At 65.2% G+C, this 17028-nt stretch carries 18 protein-coding genes; 5 read left to right on the top strand and 13 right to left on the bottom strand.

The annotated features are described in order from the left end of the window. Positions 1 to 15: 15 nt before the first annotated feature. The 6 genes from ccoP to SRAA_RS04245 form a co-directional block, all read right to left on the bottom strand. Complete coding sequence (gene ccoP, locus SRAA_RS04270; protein WP_045531170.1) at positions 16 to 924, bottom strand: cytochrome-c oxidase, cbb3-type subunit III; 909 nt, start codon at positions 922 to 924, stop codon at positions 16 to 18. Positions 925 to 953: 29 nt separating this feature from the next. Further along, positions 954 to 1091, bottom strand: a complete 138-nt coding sequence (locus tag SRAA_RS04265) for a CcoQ/FixQ family Cbb3-type cytochrome c oxidase assembly chaperone (RefSeq protein WP_045531169.1) — start codon at positions 1089 to 1091, stop codon at positions 954 to 956. Positions 1092 to 1112: 21 nt separating this feature from the next. After that, a complete protein-coding gene (gene ccoO / locus SRAA_RS04260; RefSeq protein WP_045533256.1) occupies positions 1113 to 1769 on the bottom strand; it encodes a cytochrome-c oxidase, cbb3-type subunit II in 657 nt (218 codons plus the stop codon). Positions 1770 to 1782: 13 nt separating this feature from the next. Beyond that, positions 1783 to 3273 (bottom strand): cytochrome-c oxidase, cbb3-type subunit I, encoded by a 1491-nt coding sequence (ccoN, locus tag SRAA_RS04255; protein WP_045531168.1) that lies wholly within the window; start codon positions 3271 to 3273, stop codon positions 1783 to 1785. 72 nt (positions 3274 to 3345) lie between these two features. Next, entirely contained in the window at positions 3346 to 3483 is a 138-nt protein-coding gene (gene ccoS, locus SRAA_RS04250) for a cbb3-type cytochrome oxidase assembly protein CcoS (protein WP_045531167.1), read from the bottom strand. A 4-nt stretch (positions 3484 to 3487) separates the two neighbouring features. Beyond that, on the bottom strand, positions 3488 to 5938 hold the full coding sequence (locus SRAA_RS04245) for a heavy metal translocating P-type ATPase (RefSeq protein WP_231849331.1): 2451 nt from the start codon (positions 5936 to 5938) through the stop codon (positions 3488 to 3490). 144 nt (positions 5939 to 6082) lie between these two features. Between SRAA_RS04245 and SRAA_RS04240 the strand changes: the two genes are divergently transcribed. Next, positions 6083 to 6526 carry a universal stress protein gene (locus tag SRAA_RS04240; RefSeq protein ID WP_045531166.1) on the top strand — a complete coding sequence of 148 codons (444 nt, stop codon included), beginning with the start codon at positions 6083 to 6085 and terminating at the stop codon, positions 6524 to 6526. Between the two features lies 1 nt (position 6527). Here SRAA_RS04240 and lgt read toward each other — a convergent pair whose 3' ends face one another. The 3 genes from lgt to nadC all read right to left on the bottom strand — a co-directional run bounded on the left by lgt (position 6528) and on the right by nadC (position 10254). Further along, positions 6528 to 7331, bottom strand: a complete 804-nt coding sequence (lgt, locus tag SRAA_RS04235) for a prolipoprotein diacylglyceryl transferase (RefSeq protein ID WP_045531165.1) — start codon at positions 7329 to 7331, stop codon at positions 6528 to 6530. A 9-nt stretch (positions 7332 to 7340) separates the two neighbouring features. Beyond that, positions 7341 to 9257, bottom strand: coding sequence for a dihydroxy-acid dehydratase (ilvD, locus tag SRAA_RS04230; protein ID WP_045531164.1), 1917 nt, complete (start codon positions 9255 to 9257; stop codon positions 7341 to 7343). A 121-nt stretch (positions 9258 to 9378) separates the two neighbouring features. After that, on the bottom strand, positions 9379 to 10254 hold the full coding sequence (nadC, locus tag SRAA_RS04225) for a carboxylating nicotinate-nucleotide diphosphorylase (RefSeq protein ID WP_045531163.1): 876 nt from the start codon (positions 10252 to 10254) through the stop codon (positions 9379 to 9381). Between the two features lie 234 nt (positions 10255 to 10488). Between nadC and panB the strand changes: the two genes are divergently transcribed. Both panB and panC read left to right on the top strand, forming a co-directional pair. Next, positions 10489 to 11364, top strand: a complete 876-nt coding sequence (gene panB / locus SRAA_RS04220; protein WP_045531162.1) for a 3-methyl-2-oxobutanoate hydroxymethyltransferase — start codon at positions 10489 to 10491, stop codon at positions 11362 to 11364. Between the two features lie 10 nt (positions 11365 to 11374). After that, on the top strand, positions 11375 to 12274 hold the full coding sequence (panC, locus tag SRAA_RS04215) for a pantoate--beta-alanine ligase (RefSeq protein ID WP_045531161.1): 900 nt from the start codon (positions 11375 to 11377) through the stop codon (positions 12272 to 12274). A gap of 25 nt (positions 12275 to 12299) precedes the next feature. On the opposite strand, the gene SRAA_RS04210 is transcribed toward panC, so the two are convergent. The 4 genes from SRAA_RS04210 to SRAA_RS04195 all read right to left on the bottom strand — a co-directional run bounded on the left by SRAA_RS04210 (position 12300) and on the right by SRAA_RS04195 (position 14598). Beyond that, positions 12300 to 13325, bottom strand: coding sequence for an NAD(P)H-dependent glycerol-3-phosphate dehydrogenase (locus SRAA_RS04210; protein ID WP_045531160.1), 1026 nt, complete (start codon positions 13323 to 13325; stop codon positions 12300 to 12302). A gap of 22 nt (positions 13326 to 13347) precedes the next feature. Then, a complete protein-coding gene (secB, locus tag SRAA_RS04205; RefSeq protein WP_045531159.1) occupies positions 13348 to 13815 on the bottom strand; it encodes a protein-export chaperone SecB in 468 nt (155 codons plus the stop codon). A 78-nt stretch (positions 13816 to 13893) separates the two neighbouring features. Beyond that, complete coding sequence (gene grxC, locus SRAA_RS04200; RefSeq protein WP_045531158.1) at positions 13894 to 14148, bottom strand: glutaredoxin 3; 255 nt, start codon at positions 14146 to 14148, stop codon at positions 13894 to 13896. Between the two features lie 24 nt (positions 14149 to 14172). Beyond that, positions 14173 to 14598 (bottom strand): rhodanese-like domain-containing protein, encoded by a 426-nt coding sequence (locus tag SRAA_RS04195; RefSeq protein WP_045531157.1) that lies wholly within the window; start codon positions 14596 to 14598, stop codon positions 14173 to 14175. 82 nt (positions 14599 to 14680) lie between these two features. Between SRAA_RS04195 and gpmA the strand changes: the two genes are divergently transcribed. Further along, entirely contained in the window at positions 14681 to 15424 is a 744-nt protein-coding gene (gene gpmA, locus SRAA_RS04190; protein WP_045531156.1) for a 2,3-diphosphoglycerate-dependent phosphoglycerate mutase, read from the top strand. Positions 15425 to 15554: 130 nt separating this feature from the next. Then, positions 15555 to 17021: a S41 family peptidase gene (locus SRAA_RS04185; protein ID WP_045531155.1), complete on the top strand. Its 1467-nt coding sequence runs from the start codon at positions 15555 to 15557 to the stop codon at positions 17019 to 17021. Positions 17022 to 17028: the final 7 nt, after the last annotated feature.

The following is a 17028-nucleotide window of genomic DNA, read 5'->3' as shown; positions in this document are numbered from 1 at the left end:
TGCGCTTCTAGGGCTTTAGTTGGCGGGTTGGTTCGACATGCCCCAGACGTAAGCCGTGAGCACGTGGATCTGCTGCTCCGACAACAACACGTTTTGCGGTGGCATGATGTTGACAATGCCCTCGTTGATCTGGCGAACGATCACATCGACACCAAACCCGTGCAACCAGATGTCGTCGGTGAGGTTGGGGGCACCCATGGCCGTGTTGCCCTTGCCTTCGGCGCCATGGCAGGCGATGCAGGAGGCAAAGTTGGCCTTTCCAGCCGCTGCGCGCACGCTGTCGTGCGGAGCGCCTGACAAGCTCAACACGTAATGCGCCACGTTGGTGACATCCTCGGGCGTGCCCACTGCTGCGGCCATGGGTGGCATCACGGCCACGCGGCCTTGGGTGATGGAGGCGTTGATGGCTTCGGGTTCGCCGCCCCAGATCCAGTCTTTGTCGGTGAGGTTGGGGAAGGTCAAACTGCCGCGCGCATCGACGGCATGGCAAACGGCGCAGTTGTTCATGAACAGACTTTCACCAATTTGCATGGCCATTGGGTTGGCCGCGAGTTCTTGCACCGATTTTTGCGCAAAAGCTTCAAACTTGGGCGCAACCTCAGCCAAGTTGGCATCCTTCTCGGCTTGGTACTGCCCCGCTGAAGTCCAGCCCAGCAGGCCCGGAAACTTGCCGAACATGGGGTACAACACGCCGTAGATCAGCGCAAAAATGATGGTGATAACAAACAGGTAGACCCACCACTTGGGCAGTGGATTGTCGAGCTCGACCAAGTCCTCATCCCACACATGGCCGGTGGATTTGTCTTGGCTTGGCGCGACCTTGACCTTGGTGCTGTACCACAACAAGGCAATACACGCCAAGATGCTGATCAATGTGACACCGGCTATCCAATAATGCCAGAATTCGCTTGTGAAGTCGCTCATGATGATTCTCTAGTTAGTGAGGTCGCGGCTCAATCTTCCTTGAAGGGCAGTTGGGCGGCTTCATCGAACTGCGCTTTGTTGCGCTTGGACCAAGCCCACCAAATGATGCCCAGAAACAGCACAAAGCTGACCACGGTCACAATGCTGCGGTAGTCGTTTACGTCCATGTTGATCGCCCTTCCATTCAATCAGCGAACTGCTGTACCCAGAATTTGCAGGTAGGCAATCAGGGCGTCCATCTCGGTTTTGCCTTCGACTGCTTGCGCCGCACCCGCCACCTCTTCGTCCGTATAAGGGTGCCCGAGTATCTGCAGCACGCGCAAACGACGAGGCATTGTTTCCGCATCCACCATCCGGTCGGCCAACCATGGATAGGCCGGCATGTTGGAGTACGGGCGCAGCGAGCGGGGATCTTTCAGGTGCTGGCGGTGCCATTCATCCGAGTAGCGGCCACCGATGCGGTGCAGATCGGGGCCGGTGCGCTTGGAACCCCACTGAAACGGCCGGTCGTAGACGAACTCGCCCGCCAGAGAAAAATGCCCGTAGCGCATGGTTTCGGCGTGGAAAGGGCGAATCATCTGCGAGTGGCAGGTGAAGCAGCCCTCGCGGATGTAAATGTCGCGCCCGGCCAACTGCAGTGCGGTGTAGGGCTTGAGCCCCTCCACCGGTTGCGTGAGCGACTTCTTGAAGAACAGCGGGACGATCTCGACCAGACCGGCGACCGAGATCACCGCCAAGATGAGCACGATCATCAGGAAGCTGTTGGTCTCGACCTTCTCGTGTGAGCGCGCGAGGCGGCCACGGGAATCAGTCGCTTGCGGGTTGGAATGGTTGTTGTTTGCCATTTTGTGCTGCTTCTCAAGCATGAGCCGGGTTGACGGCGGGGATGCGAATCTGTGGCACCGGACCGGCTTGGAGGCCCATGCGCACCGTCATCCAGACGTTCCAAGCCATGATGCACATGCCGGCAAAGTACATGGTGCCGCCCACCAGACGAATGGCATAGAAGGGGTAAGTGGCACGCACCGACTCGCTGAAGGTATAAGCCAAGGTGCCGTCATCAGCCAGCGCACGCCACATCAGGCCTTGGGTCACACCGGCAATCCACATCGCGGCGATGTAGAACACGATGCCCACACAGGCAATCCAGAAGTGCAGTTCGATGGCAGGCACCGAGTACATCTTTTTCTGGCCAAACAGGCGCGGAATGAGGAAGTACAGCGCACCCATGGAGATCAGGCCCACCCAGCCCAGCGCGCCGGAGTGCACGTGGCCGATGGTCCAGTCGGTGTAGTGGCTCAGGGCGTTGACGGTCTTGATCGACATCATCGGCCCTTCGAAGGTGGACATGCCGTAGAAAGACAGCGAAACGATCAGGAAGCGCAGGATCGGGTCGTCGCGCAGCTTGTGCCAAGCGCCCGAGAGCGTCATGATGCCGTTGATCATGCCGCCCCATGAAGGCGCCAGCAGGATGAGCGAGAACACCATGCCGATGGATTGTGTCCAGTCGGGCAGCGCGGTGTAGTGCAGGTGGTGCGGACCGGCCCACATGTAGGTGAAGATCAGGGCCCAGAAGTGGACGATCGAAAGCCGGTAGCTGTAGATCGGGCGCTCAGCCTGCTTCGGAATGAAGTAGTACATGATGCCCAAGAAGCCCGCGGTGAGGAAAAAGCCCACCGCGTTGTGGCCGTACCACCACTGAATCATGGCCGACTGCACCCCCGCGTAGGCCGAGTAGGCGTGCCATAAGCTGGTCGGGACAGCCGCGCTGTTGACCACGTGCAGCAGCGCCACCGCCAGAATGAAGGCGCCGAAGAACCAGTTGGCGACGTAGATGTGCTTGATCTTGCGCGTGGCCAAGGTACCAAAGAACACCACCGCATAGGAGACCCAGACGATGGTGATGAGCACATCGATGGGCCAAATCAACTCTGCGTATTCTTTGCCAGTGGTCAAGCCCAGCGGCAGTGTGATGGCAGCCAGCACGATGACGAGTTGCCAACCCCAGAAGGTGAAGGCTGCCAGCGGCCCCATAAAGAGCCGGGTCTGGCAGGTGCGCTGCACCACGTAGTAGCTGGTGGCAAACAGGACACAGCCGCCGAAGGCAAAGATCACCGCGTTGGTGTGCAAAGGTCGCAAACGACCAAAGGAGAACCACTCTAGGCCAAACTGGCCTAGGTTGAGTGCAGGCCAAATCATCTGGGCGGCGATGATCACGCCGACCAACATGCCCACCACACCCCAGACCACCGCCATCACGGAAAACTGTCTGACGACCTTGTCGTTGTAGATGCCGGTCTGGACATCCGGTTGGGCCCTAGACAAGGCATCTGCCGTTATTGAACTCATGGTTACTCCTCTACTCTAAAAAACACATTGGGTAAGTGTCATCGCTGGGGTGACGTTGCCGTTTGACTTAGATCAATCGTCTTTCAAAATCCGCTCGCCCTCGCGCTCGATGTTGTCGTATTGCCCGTTGTAGAGCGCCCACCAGAACACGGCCATGATGGCCAGCACCAGCAACACCGACAAAGGGATGAGCAAAAACAAGGATTCCATGGCTTTACCTCACAGAAAGGGCCGCAGCCGCAGCGGCTGGCTCGGGCACAGGCATGCCCGGCAAGCGGGACAAACGCATGGCATTGCCAATGACCAAAAAGGAACTCAGGGCCATGCCCAAGCCAGCCAACCAAGGTGGCACGTAACCCGCGATCGCCAGCGGCACCATGCTGGCATTGTATCCGCCAGCCCAGCACAAATTCTGCTTGAGGATGCGCAATGTGCGGCGCGCTTGGCGCACGGTTTGCACCAATTCGGACAACCGACCGCTCTGCACCACGAAGTCGGACTGCGATTGCGTCAGCGGCGCTCCGTGGCCGAGCGCAAAGGAAACTTGGGCGCGTGCCAGCACCGGGCCGTCGTTCATGCCGTCGCCGACCATGGCGATTTGCGCGCCCTGCTGCTGCAAGGCGGCCACCACTTCGAGCTTGCGCTCGGGGCTGGCACCGGCCACCACCTGATCAATGCCGAGCTGCTGCGCCACCCGCTGCACCGCCCCGAGCCGGTCGCCCGAGAGCAAGTGCACCGCAAAACCCATTTCGCGCAGCTCTGCCACCGCAGCCGGGGCGTCGGCGCGCACGCCTTCGTCCATGACGAAGGTGGCCGCCCAACCGTGCTCGTCGCATAGGAAGGCGCAGGGCGCATCGGCCACGCTGCGCCCCTGCTCCAGCAGGTGTGCCTCGTCGAGTTCGCACAGGTCCGCCGAGCCGAGCCGCCACTGCCCCCCGCCCGCGCGCTCCAGCACCAGCCCAGACCCAGGCCGTTCTTGCACCAGATCGACTGGTTCCGCAACCGGCGCTGAACCTGGATCGCTGGGATTGGGCGCGTTGCTGGCCAAGGGCTGCGCCTGCACCGCTATGGCGCGTGAAACCGGATGCAACGAGGCCGAGGCCAGCGGCCACGCCATGCGCAGCGCCTGCTCGCGCTCCAATCCGGGGCGCACGATCACTTCGCGCAGCACCACCCGGTCTTGCGTTAGGGTGCCGGTTTTGTCGAACACCACGGTGTCGATCTTGCAAAGCGCCTCGAAGGCGAGCAGGCGTCGCACCAGAATGCCGCGCTGCGCCAGCGCCCCGGCCGAGGCCAACATGGCCGATGGGGTAGAGAGCGCCAAGGCGCAGGGGCAGGTGGCCACCAGCACGGCCACGGCGATGGGCACCGCCAGCGCCGGGTCGATCTGCCACCAGTACCAAGCCCCAAATCCGGCACTCAACAGCACCAAGATCAAGAACGGGCCCGCGATGCGATCGGCCAGCTTGACCAGATCGGGCTTTTCGGTCGAGGCCTGCTCCATGAGCGAGACGATCTGGCCAAAGCGGGTGTCGCGCCCGATTTTGTCGATGCGCACCAAGGCCGAACCGGCCAAGTTGTAACTGCCCGCCACCACGCTTTGGCCACGCAGGCGCGTGACAGGCTGCGACTCTCCGGTGAGCAGCGCCTCATCGACGGTGGCGCTGTCGCCCAGCACGGTGGCATCGCCGGGGAAGGCCTGACCGGCCTGCACCCGCAGCACATCGCCCACGCGCAGCCGCTTGAGCGAGACGATTTCGAAAGCGCCATCGGCCATTTGGCGCTCGCACTGCTCGGGCAGGCGGTTCATGAGCGCATCGAGCGAGCCGGCGGTGCGGTCGCGCAGCCGCGATTGCAGGTAGCGCCCACCGAGCAGGAAGAACACGAACATGGTGAGCGAGTCAAACCAGATTTCGTGCCCCCAAACGCCGGTCGGGTCGAAAGTGGCGCCGGTGCTGGCAATGAAGGTGACCAAAATACCGACCGAAACCGGCATATCCATGCCGATGCGCCCGAGCTTGAGGTCGCGCCACGCGCTCTGGAAAAAAGGCATGCTGGAAAACATCACCACCGGCACGCTCAGCATCCAGTTGGCCATGCGCAGCAACTGGTCGTAAACTGGATCGATCTCGCCCGGTTCGGTGATGTAGAAAGGCCACGAATACATCATGACCTGCATGGTGCAAAAAGCGGCCACGAACAAGCGCCACATCAGCAGCCGCGTTTCAGCCAGCCGGTGCTCCACACTCAAGGCTTGGCGCATGGGCAGCAGGCGGTAGCCGGTTTGCCCCACATCGCGCGCCAGTTCTGATAGCAGGGTTTGCGCCGGATCCCAGCGCAGCGTGACGCGGCGCGTGGCCGCATGCACCAAGACGGACACCACCCCTTTGCGGCCCGCCAGAGCAGCCTCCACGGTTTCGGTGCAAGCCGGGCAGTACATGCCCTGCACCATCAGGATCGACTCTTGCAGCGTCCGGCCATCGACCTCGAGCGCATGGCTGAAGTCTTCCTGCTCGAGCGGGTCGTCGAGCACCAAAAAATCGTCATCGACCGTGAGCGGACCCCGGTGCTGGCCCAGCAGGCCGGCCAAACCGTCTGGCGGCTCGGGCATGAGTGGGCCCGGCTGCACCAGCGCAGCCTGACCAACGACAGTGGAATTTGCCATGCGGTCGAGCATAACATTGCCCTGCGCTCTGCACGCTTGATTCATATCAAAGCAAGGGGGTTTTTGAACGCGGCAGCGCTTCAACTCCACCTCCAATGCAGGCACAATGGGCGCATGGCTTGCACTTAAAGGAGAAACTGCACCATGTACCAACGCATACTCGTCACCACCGACGGATCAGAGCTATCGGATCAAGCCGTGGCGCACGCCCTACAGTTGGCCAATATCACCTGTGCCGAATTGATCGCGCTGCGGGTGGTGCCGCCCTACCCCAAAACCTACTTTGAAGGCGGTGTGGCCTTGAGCGAAGAAGAAATTGCTCGCATCGAGCAGCAGTGGCACGAGGAAGCCATGGGCAGCCTGCACACCATTCAAGACCAAGGCCAGAAGCTCGATGTCAAGGTGCGCCCGGTGGCGATCAAGTCGGACCTGATCGCCGAAGCCATCATCGCTGCCGCGCAGCAGTACAAGGCCGATTTGATCGTCATGGCCTCGCACGGGCGGCGCGGGCTCAAGCGGCTGCTGCTGGGCAGCGAAACCCAGCAGGTGCTGACGCACTCGCACACGCCGGTGCTGGTGCTGCGCTAATTCAGACGGCGCTGCGCGGTTGCCGGTGCGCCCAGCCCCACAGGGCGGCCCCGGCCAGCACCATCGGCAGGCTCAGCCATTGGCCCAGGCTCAGGCCCAGCCCGAGCAGGCCGAGGTGCGCGTCGGGCTCGCGGAAAAATTCGGCGATGAAGCGAAAGGTGCCGTAACCGATCAAAAACGCCGCCGACACCTCGCCCAAACGGCGCGGCCCGCGTGCGTACAGCCACAGCAGCACGAACAGCAGCAGCCCTTCCAGCAAAGCCTGGTAGAGCTGTGAGGGGTGGCGCGGCAAATCACCGGCGCCACGAAACACCATGCCCCAAGGCAGCGCCGGGTCGGCCACCCGGCCCCAGAGTTCGCCGTTGATGAAGTTGCCGATGCGCCCGCTGGCCAGCCCAATGGGTATGCAGGGGGCGATGAAATCGGTCACGCGCAGCCAGTTGACGCGCCGACGGTAGGCAAACCAAGCCATGGCCAGCAGGATGCCGATGAAGCCGCCGTGAAAGCTCAGGCCCCCTTCCCAGACCGCCACGATGCGCAGCGGCTCGGCCAGAAACTCCATGGGCCGGTAAAACAGCACATAGCCGAGCCGGCCGCCGATGATGATTCCCAGCACCCCAAAAAACAGCAGGTCTTCGATGTCGCGCCGGCCCCAGCCCAAGTTGGCATAGGTGGGGTGCTTGAGGCGGCGCAGCGCCAGCAAAAAAAACAACGCGAAGGCGACCAGGTAGGTCAGGCCGTACCAGTGGATGGACAGCGGCCCCAGTTGCAAGGCAACCGGGTCGATTTGCGGGTGGATCAGCATGGTGGTTGATCAGTCGAGCTGCGACAGGTCGCGCACCGCGCCCTTGTCGGCCGAGAGCACGAATTTGGCATAGACCTTGAGTGCCGCCGAGACCTTGCGCGGGCGCGGCGCGGCCGGCTTCCAGCCCAGCGCGTCTTGTTGCAGGCGGCGCTGCGCCAGTTCATCCTCGGACACCAGCAGCTCGATGCGGCGCTGCGCGATGTCGATGCGGATGCGGTCGCCTTCGCGCACCAGCCCGATGGTGCCACCCGCGGCCGCTTCCGGCGAGGCATGGCCGATCGACAGGCCCGAGGTGCCGCCCGAGAAGCGCCCGTCGGTGAGCAGCGCGCAAACCTTGCCCAAGCCCTTGGACTTGAGGTAGGAGGTGGGGTAGAGCATTTCTTGCATGCCGGGTCCGCCGCGCGGGCCTTCGTAGCGGATCACCACCACGTCGCCGGGGACGATGCGGTCGCCCAAAATCGCCTCCACCGCCGCGTCCTGGCTCTCGAAGACGCGCGCCGGGCCTTCGAAGGCGCGCAGGGTCGAGGTCGGGACGCTGGTGGTGTAGCGCAACTGCTCGGCCTCGAACATGCTCTGATCGACCCCGGCGGTCTTGACGATGCAGCCATCGAGCGCCAGGTTGCCGTACAGCACCGCCAGCCCGCCGTCGCGCGAGTAGGCGTGCTCGAGGTTGCGGATGCAGCCATTGGCGCGGTCGGTATCCAGGCTGGGCCAGCGCTGGCTCTGGCTGAAGGCCACCTGGGTGGGCACGCCGCCGGGGGCGGCGCGGTAGAAGGTCTGCACCTCGGGCGCGGGGGCGGGGGCGCGGGCGATGTCCCACTGCGCCAGCGCCGCCGCCAGCGTGGGGCTGTGCACGGTGCCACAGCCAGCGTGCAGCAGCCCGGCGCGATCCAGTTCGCCCAAAATGGCCATGATGCCGCCGGCGCGGTGCACGTCTTCGATGTGGTAGCGGTCGGTGTTGGGTGCGACCTTGCACAGCGTGGGCACGCGGCGCGACAGGCGGTCGATGTCGGCCATGGTGAAGTGCACCTCGGCCTCGCGCGCGGTCGCCAGCAGGTGCAGCACGGTGTTGGTCGAGCCGCCCATGGCGATGTCGAGCGTCACCGCGTTCTCGAAGGCCTCGAAGCTGGCGATGGAGCGTGGCAGCACCGAGGCGTCGTCGCCCTCGTAGTGGCGCCGCGCCAGCTCGACGATCAGGCGCCCGGCGCGGCGGAACAACTGCTCGCGGTCGGAGTGGGTGGCCAGCACGGTGCCGTTGCCGGGCAGGCTCAGGCCCAGCGCTTCGGTCAGGCAGTTCATCGAGTTGGCGGTGAACATGCCGGAGCAGGAGCCGCAGGTGGGGCAGGCGTTGCGCTCGACTTCGGCCAGTTCGGCGTCCGACACCTGGTCGTCGGCGGCCATCACCATGGCATCGACCAGATCGAGCTTTTTGAATTCGATGGTCTGGCTGCCGGGGGCGCTGCGCTGCACCTTGCCCGCCTCCATCGGCCCGCCCGAGACGAACACCACTGGGATGTTGAGCCGCATGGCGGCCATCAGCATGCCGGGGGTGATTTTGTCGCAGTTGGAGATGCACACCAGCGCGTCGGCGCAGTGGGCGTTGACCATGTACTCGACGCTGTCGGCGATCACCTCGCGGCTGGGCAGCGAGTACAACATGCCGTCGTGTCCCATGGCGATGCCGTCATCGACGGCGATGGTGTGAAACTCTTTGGCCACGCCTCCGGCGGCCTCGATTTCGCGCGCCACCAGTTGGCCCAGGTCTTTGAGGTGCACGTGGCCGGGGACGAACTGGGTGAAGCTGTTGGCAATGGCTATGATGGGTTTATCGAAATCGCCGTCTTTCATGCCGGTGGCGCGCCAGAGCGCGCGCGCACCCGCCATGTTGCGGCCAGCGGTGGAGGTTTTGGAGCGGTAGGTGGGCATGGAGGGCATTATCGCTTGCAAAAAGCGAAGCGCCTTGATTTGAAACCCGAAGCCGAGACGATTCAAGGCGATTGGCGCCAGCGCCCGGGGGCGTCAAAGATGAGCGGTTTGCAGCCCTTCACTAGTCGAAACGCAGCGAAAAATCCACCGCCTTGATGTCTTTGGTCAAGGCCCCGATGGAGATGCGATCGACCCCGGTTTCGGCCAGTGCGCGTACGCTGTCGAGGTTGACCCCGCCCGAAATCTCGAGCAGCGCCGGCCCGCCGGGGTGGATGGCGTTGCGGCGCACGGCTTCATGCAGCGTGGGCAAGTCCATGTTGTCGAGCAAGACCATGCGCGCGCCGGCAGCAAGCGCTTCGTCGAGCTGGGCCAGCGTTTCGACCTCGATTTGCACGAAGCGCGCTGCGGCCTGCTGCGCCTGGCGCAATGCCAGCGTCACGCCCCCGGCGGCGGCGATGTGGTTTTCTTTGATCAGCACCGCGTCGTACAGGCCCAGGCGGTGGTTGCTGCCGCCGCCCACGCGCACCGCGTATTTTTGCGCCAGCCGCAAGCCGGGCAAGGTTTTGCGGGTGTCAACGATCTGCGCCCGCGTGCCCGCCACGCGCTCCACGTAGCGCGCGGTCTGCGTCGCGACGGCGCTCAGGGTCTGCAAAAAGTTGAGCGCGGTGCGCTCGGCACTCAGCAGGGCACGCGCCTGGCCTTCGATGCGCAACACCACCTGGTTGGCGGCGCAGCGCTGGCCTTCGGGCACCAGCCAGTGCAACTGCGCGGCGGGGTCGAGCGCCTGCACCGCCGCCTGCACCCACGGCGCGCCGCAGAGCACGGCGGCCTCGCGCGCCAGCAGGTGCGCGCGGGCGCGGCGCTCGGGAGCGATCAGGGCCGCGCTCAAGTCGCCGCGGCCGAGGTCTTCGGCCAAGGCGCGGGCCACGTCGGCGCGCGCCAGTTCGGCCACGGCGGCGGGGGTGAAGGGGTCGGGAGCGGGGTTTGGATGGCTCATGGTACACAAAATTTATCCCAGATTGTCCCTCAGAGTGCGCTTGGGGTAGCCCAACCGCTCATCCTTGCACAAACCGGCTCCCTTGCGCAACCGGCAACCCACAGCGGGCGCACGCCGCGCAGGCGCAGATTAAACTCGCCAGCGCAGCCACCGGGCCACCAGCCCGCCTGCGTCACAATCCGGGCCATCGCCCCTACCGCCGCCCAACCACAGCCTTCAGCCGCACCACCCACCATGAGCGAAGCCACCGCCAGCACCCCCTACGGCACCCTGCCCACCGCCTCGCCGTTGCCGCCGCGCAAGCCAGTGAGCCTGCCGCGCCTGCACGAGCTGCGCCAGCGCGGCGAAAAAATCACCATGCTCACCGCCTACGACGCCACCTTTGCCGCGGTGGCCGACAACGCCGGAGTCGAGTGCCTGCTGGTGGGCGACTCGCTCGGCATGGTCTGCCAGGGCCTGAGCAGCACCGTGGGCGTGACGCTCGAAACCATGTGCTACCACACCCAGAGCGTGACGCGCGGGCTGCGCCGGGTGCAAGGCACGGCGTGGGTGATTGGCGACTTGCCCTTTGGCAGCTACCAGGAGTCGCGCGAGCAAGCCATGCGCAGCGCCATCGCCCTGATGCACGCCGGTGCGCACATGGTCAAGCTCGAAGGCGGCGGCTGGACCAGCGAGGTGGTGCGTTTTCTGGTCGAGCGCGGCATCCCGGTCTGCGCGCACTTGGGGCTGACGCCGCAAACCGTACACGCCCTGGGCGGCTACCGGGTGCAGGGGCGCAGCGAGGCCGACGCCGTGCGCCTGCAGGCCCACGCGCGCGAACTGCAAGACGCCGGGGCCACCATGCTGGTGCTCGAAATGGTGCCCGCCAGCCTGGCCAGCGCCATCACGGCGCAGTTGCCGCACTGCCACAGCATCGGCATCGGCTCGGGCAGCGGCACCGCGGGCCAGGTGCTGGTGATGCACGATATGCTGGGCGTCAACTTGGGCAAGGCGCCCAAGTTTGTGCGCAATTTCATGGACGGGCACAGCAGCGTACAAAATGCCATGGCGGCCTACGTGCGCGCCGTAAAAGACGGCAGCTTCCCCGACCCGGCCCTGCACGCCTGGTGAGGAGCCGCCCATGCGCATCTTCCACCGCATCCCCGAACTGCGCGCACACCTGGCGCGCTTTGACCGCCCCGCCTTCGTGCCCACCATGGGCAACCTGCACGCGGGCCATTTGGCGCTGGTGCAGCAGGCCCGCCCGCTGGGCGACACAACGGTGGCCAGCATCTTCGTCAACCGCTTGCAATTTTTGCCGCACGAAGATTTCGACAGCTACCCGCGCACCTTCGAGACCGATTGCGCCCAGCTCGAAGCCGCTGGCTGCGAGGTGCTGTTTGCCCCCTCGGAGCCCGAGCTGTACCCGCAGCCGCAGCGCTACAAGGTGCAGCCCCCTGCGGAGTTGGCCGACATGCTGGAGGGTCAGTTTCGGCCTGGTTTTTTCACCGGTGTCTGCACCGTGGTGATGAAGCTGTTCCAGATCGTTTTTGGGCAGAGCAAGGGCGGCGGACACGCCGTGTTTGGGCAAAAGGATTACCAGCAGTGGCTGGTGTTGCGCCAGATGGTGCAACAGTTTGCGCTGCCAGTCACGGTGCATGGCGCGCCCACCGAGCGCGCCCCGGACGGGCTGGCTTTAAGCTCGCGCAATGCCTATTTGTCGGCGGCCGAGCGCGCCGAAGCGGTGCAATTAAACCGGGCGCTGCGCAGCTTGGCCCAGGCCCTAGCAGACGAAAAATGGGATGGCGCGGGCGGTGCGGGTGATTTGGCCGCGCAGGAGCAGCAAGCCGTGGCGCAACTGAACGCCCGCGGCTGGCAGACCGATTACCTCACGGTGCGCCGCTGCAGCGATTTGCAGCCGCCAGCAGCCACGGAATTGGCGGGCTGCCGCACAGGCCAAGACAGCCAAGCCGGCCAACTGCTGGCCCTCGGGGCTGCGCGGCTGGGGCGCACGCGCCTGATCGACAACTGGGTGTTTTGAGTTTTGCAGCGGCCCACCGCCGCTCTCAAGGCCGCTCGGGCGTGGGCTCGCGGCCCATCAACTGCTGCACCGCCTGCGCCGGGCTGAGCTCGGCATCGAGCAGCGCCACCACGGCTTGCGTGATCGGCATCTCCACGCCCAAGGCGCGGGCGCGTTGCGCCACCGTGCGTGCGCTGTAAACCCCTTCGGCCACGTGGCCGAGCGAATCCAGCGCCTGTTGCAGGCTCTGGCCCTGCGCCAGCCGCAGCCCAACCTGGCGGTTGCGGCTCAAATCACCCGTGGCCGTGAGCACCAAGTCGCCCAAGCCGCTCAGGCCCATAAAGGTTTCGGCGCGCGCGCCCAGCGCCAGCCCGAGGCGCACGGTTTCGGCCAGCCCGCGCGTGATCAGGGCCGCGCGCGCGTTGTGCCCCAGTTGCAGGCCGTCGCACAAGCCCGTGGCAATGGCCAGCACGTTTTTCACCGCGCCGCCAACTTCCACCCCCACCACGTCGTCGTTGGCATACACGCGCAGCGTGCGGCTGTGCAAAGCCTGCACCAAGCGCTGGCTCACGTGGGCGTGCGCGCTGGCGGCCACCAGCGCGGTCGGGGCGGCGGCCGCCACTTCTTTGGCAAAACTGGGGCCGCTGAGCACGCCCACGGCCAAGGCCGGGGCCTCTTGCAGCGCAATCTCGTGCCCGAGCAAGCCGCTGTGCTGCTCAAAACCCTTGCACAACCAGACCACGGGCACTTGGAGCCCGCGCAAGCGGCGCAACAAGCCGCGCAGCGCCGCCATCGGGGTGCCCAGCACGACCAAATCTTCACCGGCGCAAAGCTGCGCCAGCTCGGCCTCGTCGGCCGCAAACAGCTCGAGCGCAGCGGGGAACAGGCTGCCCGGCAGGTAGCGCGGGTTGCAGCGCGCGGCCTGCATGGCGGCCACTTGAAGCGGATCGCGTGCCCACAGGCGCACGCGACGCGCAGTGGCCCCAGCCTCCGCACCCACTTCTGGGGTGCGCGCCGCCGCAATCGCCAGCGCCGTGCCCCAGGCCCCGGCTCCCAGCAGGGTGATTTTCATGCCCGGCCTGGTGCGCCGTGCGTCATTGCACCGTGGGTGCGGGTGCTGCGGCCGCCTCACCTTCGCGCGGCAGTTGCTGGTCGTACATGCCTTGGAAGTTGATTTCGGCCAGATGCACCGGCGGGAAGCCGCCGCGCTGGATCAGGTCGGCCACGTTGCCACGCAGGTAGGGGTAGATGATCTGCGGGCAGGCGATGCCCAGAATCGGGCCGAGCTGCTCTTGTGGCAGGTTGCGCACTTCAAAAATGCCGGCCTGCTTGGCCTCCACCAGATACAGGGTTTTGTCCTTGATTTTGGTTGTCACGGTGCAGGTCACGGTGACTTCGTACACCCCTTCGGCCAGCGGCTCGGCCGCCACCCCGAGCTGAATGTCCAGCGCGGGTTGCTCTTGCTGCAACAGGATGTTGGGCGAATTGGGCTGCTCCAGCGAGGCCTCTTTGAGGTAGACGCGCTGGATTTGAAACACCGGGGCGGCGGAGGTATCGGTCATGATGAATCTCTTGGTGACAAAAATAAACCCACTCAGGGCAAGCAAGCGAGCGCGCGCCGGGTGCGCAGCAGCGCCAGATTATCTCAGCAAGGGCAACAGCCCCCCGCGCGCATCGAGCGCGTGCAAGTCGTCGCAGCCGCCGATGTGCTGGCCGGCGATAAAAATTTGCGGCACGCTGCTGCGCCCGGCGCGCTCGGCCATGGCGGCGCGCAAATCCGAGCGGCCATCGACCACGATTTCCTCCCACTCGCTCACCCCGCGCGAGCGCAGCAGCGCCTTGGCACGGTGGCAGAAGGGGCAGTAGTCGCTGCTGTAGATCGTGATGTGGGCCATGTGCAAAAGCTCCCGACGGGGTGTTCAGTTCTTGCCTGGTGGCCCTTTTTGCACCGGCATGGCGGCGGCGCGCCAGGCACCCAAGCCGCCGGCGAGCGAATGCACCTTCTCGTAGCCCAGCTTTTTGGCCACGCCCACGGCGCGCTTGGAGCGCACGCCGGAGGCGCACACCATCAGCAGCGGCGTGGCCTTGTTTTTCACCACCTGCGCCAAACGCTTCTCCAGCTCATCGATCGGCACGTGTTTGGCCTGCCCGATGTGCCCAGCGGCGTATTCTTCGGCCGAGCAGATGTCGATCACCGCCGCCTTTTCGCGGTTGATGAGCTGCACCGCCTCGGTCGGCGTCAGGCTGCCCGCGCCGCCCCCGCCCGAGACCATAGGCCACAGCAACAGCGCCAGCGCCGTCACGGCAATCAGCACCAGAACCCAATTTTGTACGATGAAATCCACGTCTGTCCTCAAAACATAAGCAGCCGGTATTTTAGAATCACAACCTTATCCCGCCCCGGCCACACCGCAGAAATTTCCCCCTATGCACAAGCTTGTCCTGATCCGCCACGGCGAATCCACTTGGAACCTCGAAAACCGCTTCACCGGCTGGACCGATGTGGACCTCACCCCCACCGGCGTGGCGCAGGCGCTGTCGGCCGGCCAGTTGCTCAAAGCCGAAGGCTGGGCCTTCGATTGCTGCCACACCAGCGTGCTCAAGCGCGCCATCCACACCCTCAACCACTGCCTCGACGCCATGGACTGCGCTTGGCTGCCGGTGCTCAAAGACTGGCGCCTCAACGAGCGCCACTACGGCGCCCTGCAAGGGCTGAACAAGGCCGAAACCGCGCGCCAGTACGGCGAGGCGCAGGTGCTGCTGTGGCGGCGCAGCTACGACACCCCGCCACCGCCCCTGGCCGCTGACGACGAGCGCAGCGAACGCGCCGACCCGCGCTACGCCGCCCTTGCGCCCAGCCAGGTGCCGCTCACCGAATGCCTCAAAGACACGGTGGCGCGCATGGTGCCCTACTGGGAGCAGACGCTGGCGCCAGCCATTGCCAGCGGGCAGCGGGTGCTGGTGTCGGCGCATGGCAACTCCATCCGCGCCCTGATCAAGCACCTCGATGGCGTGTCGGATTCCGACATCGTGCAGCTCAACATCCCCAACGGCATTCCGCTGGTCTATGAGTTCGACGCCGCCCTGCGGCCGCTGCGGCGCTACTACTTGGGCGATGCCGCTGCGGCCGAGGCGGCCGCCGCCGCTGTGGCGCGCCAGAGCCGCGGCTGAACCGTTTATGGCATGGTCAAACCCTGCCCGTTGGCGGCCTGCACGGTTTTATTGGGAACGCAATGCGCGTCCCACCCTCCAAGCGCTATAGTGCGGGTCGAGTTGTCCACTGCGGGCAGAGGTTGAGCATATGGGATACAAATTGAAAGTCGCGGGCTGGGTCGCCATCGGGGCCTTGGCGGGAGCGCTGACCACCATGCAATTGCAGGCGGTGGCGCGCGGTGCCGTCACGCCGCTGCCGCTGGAGCAGTTGCAGCAACTGGCCGCCGTCTACGGCATCATCAAAAGCGATTTCGTCGAGCCAGTTGACAGCGCCGAGCTGCTCAACGACGCCATGGCGGGCATGGTCTCGGGACTGGACCCGCACTCGCAGTTCCTCGACCCGCGCCACTTCCGCGAATTCCGCGAAGGCACGGCGGGCCGCTTCGTGGGCGTGGGCATCGAAATTTCGATGGAAGACGGGCTCGTCAAAGTGGTCTCGCCCATCGAAGGCTCGCCCGCCTTTCGCGCCGGCCTGATGGCCAACGACCTCATCAGCCAGATCGACGACGCGCCGGTGCGCGGCATGACCATCGGCGAGGCGGTGCGGCGCATGCGCGGCGAACCCAACACGCAGGTGCGCCTGATGATCATGCGGCGCAGCGAAAACCGCAGCTTCAGCGTGACCATCACGCGCCAAGAAATTCGCACCCAGAGCGTGCGCAGCCGCATGGTCGAGCCCGGTTTTGCGTGGGTGCGGGTGTCGCAGTTCCAAGAGCGCACGATCGAAGACTTTGCGCGCCAGGTGCAGGCGCTGTACCAGCAAGACCCGCAGCTCAAGGGCTTTGTGCTTGATTTGCGCAACGACCCCGGCGGCCTGCTCGACGCGGCCGTGGCCATGTCGGCCGCTTTTCTGCCCGAAAATGTCGTGGTGGTCACCACCAACGGCCAGTTGCCCGAAAGCCGCGCCACCTTCCGCGCTGCGCCGCGCTACTATTTGCGCAGCGGCACCGACCACATCCAGCGCCTGACCGAAGCCACCCAAGGCCGGCTGCGCACCGTGCCGCTGGTGGTGCTGGTCAACGAAGGATCGGCCTCGGCGAGCGAGATCGTCGCCGGTGCGCTGCAAGACCACCGCCGCGCCACCATCATGGGCAGCCAGACCTTTGGCAAGGGTTCGGTGCAAACGGTGCGCCCGCTCGGCCCCGAGACCGCCATCAAGCTCACCACCGCGCACTACTTCAGCCCCAGCGGGCGCGCGATTCAAGACCGCGGCATACTGCCCGATGTGTGGCTGGACGAAACCGCTGCTGGCGATGTGCTGGCGGCGCTGCGCCCGCGCCAGGCCGACATCAGCGCCGGTCGCAGCGATGCCCCGGCGCGCGAACTCACCGAGGAAGAGCGCGCCCGCGAACGCCAGCGCGAGCAAGAGCGCGAAGCGGCGCGCCAGCGCCTTGAGGAACAGCAGCGCCTCAACCCCGGCCAGCGCCTGTTGCCCGAGTTCGGCTCGGCCGACGATTTCCAACTGCGCCAGGCGCTCAACCACCTGCAAAACTTGCCGGTGCAAGTGAGCCAGACCGGTCGCGAGCGCCCACCGCCTGAGCGCACCCGCAACTAAAGGCCCC

The sequence above is a fragment of the Serpentinimonas raichei genome, assembly GCF_000828895.1.
In the GTDB taxonomy this organism is placed as follows: Bacteria; Pseudomonadota; Gammaproteobacteria; order Burkholderiales; family Burkholderiaceae_C; genus Serpentinimonas; species Serpentinimonas raichei.
The sequence above is the reverse complement of the archived record's forward strand: the minus strand, read 5'-3'. Positions and strand labels throughout refer to the sequence as shown.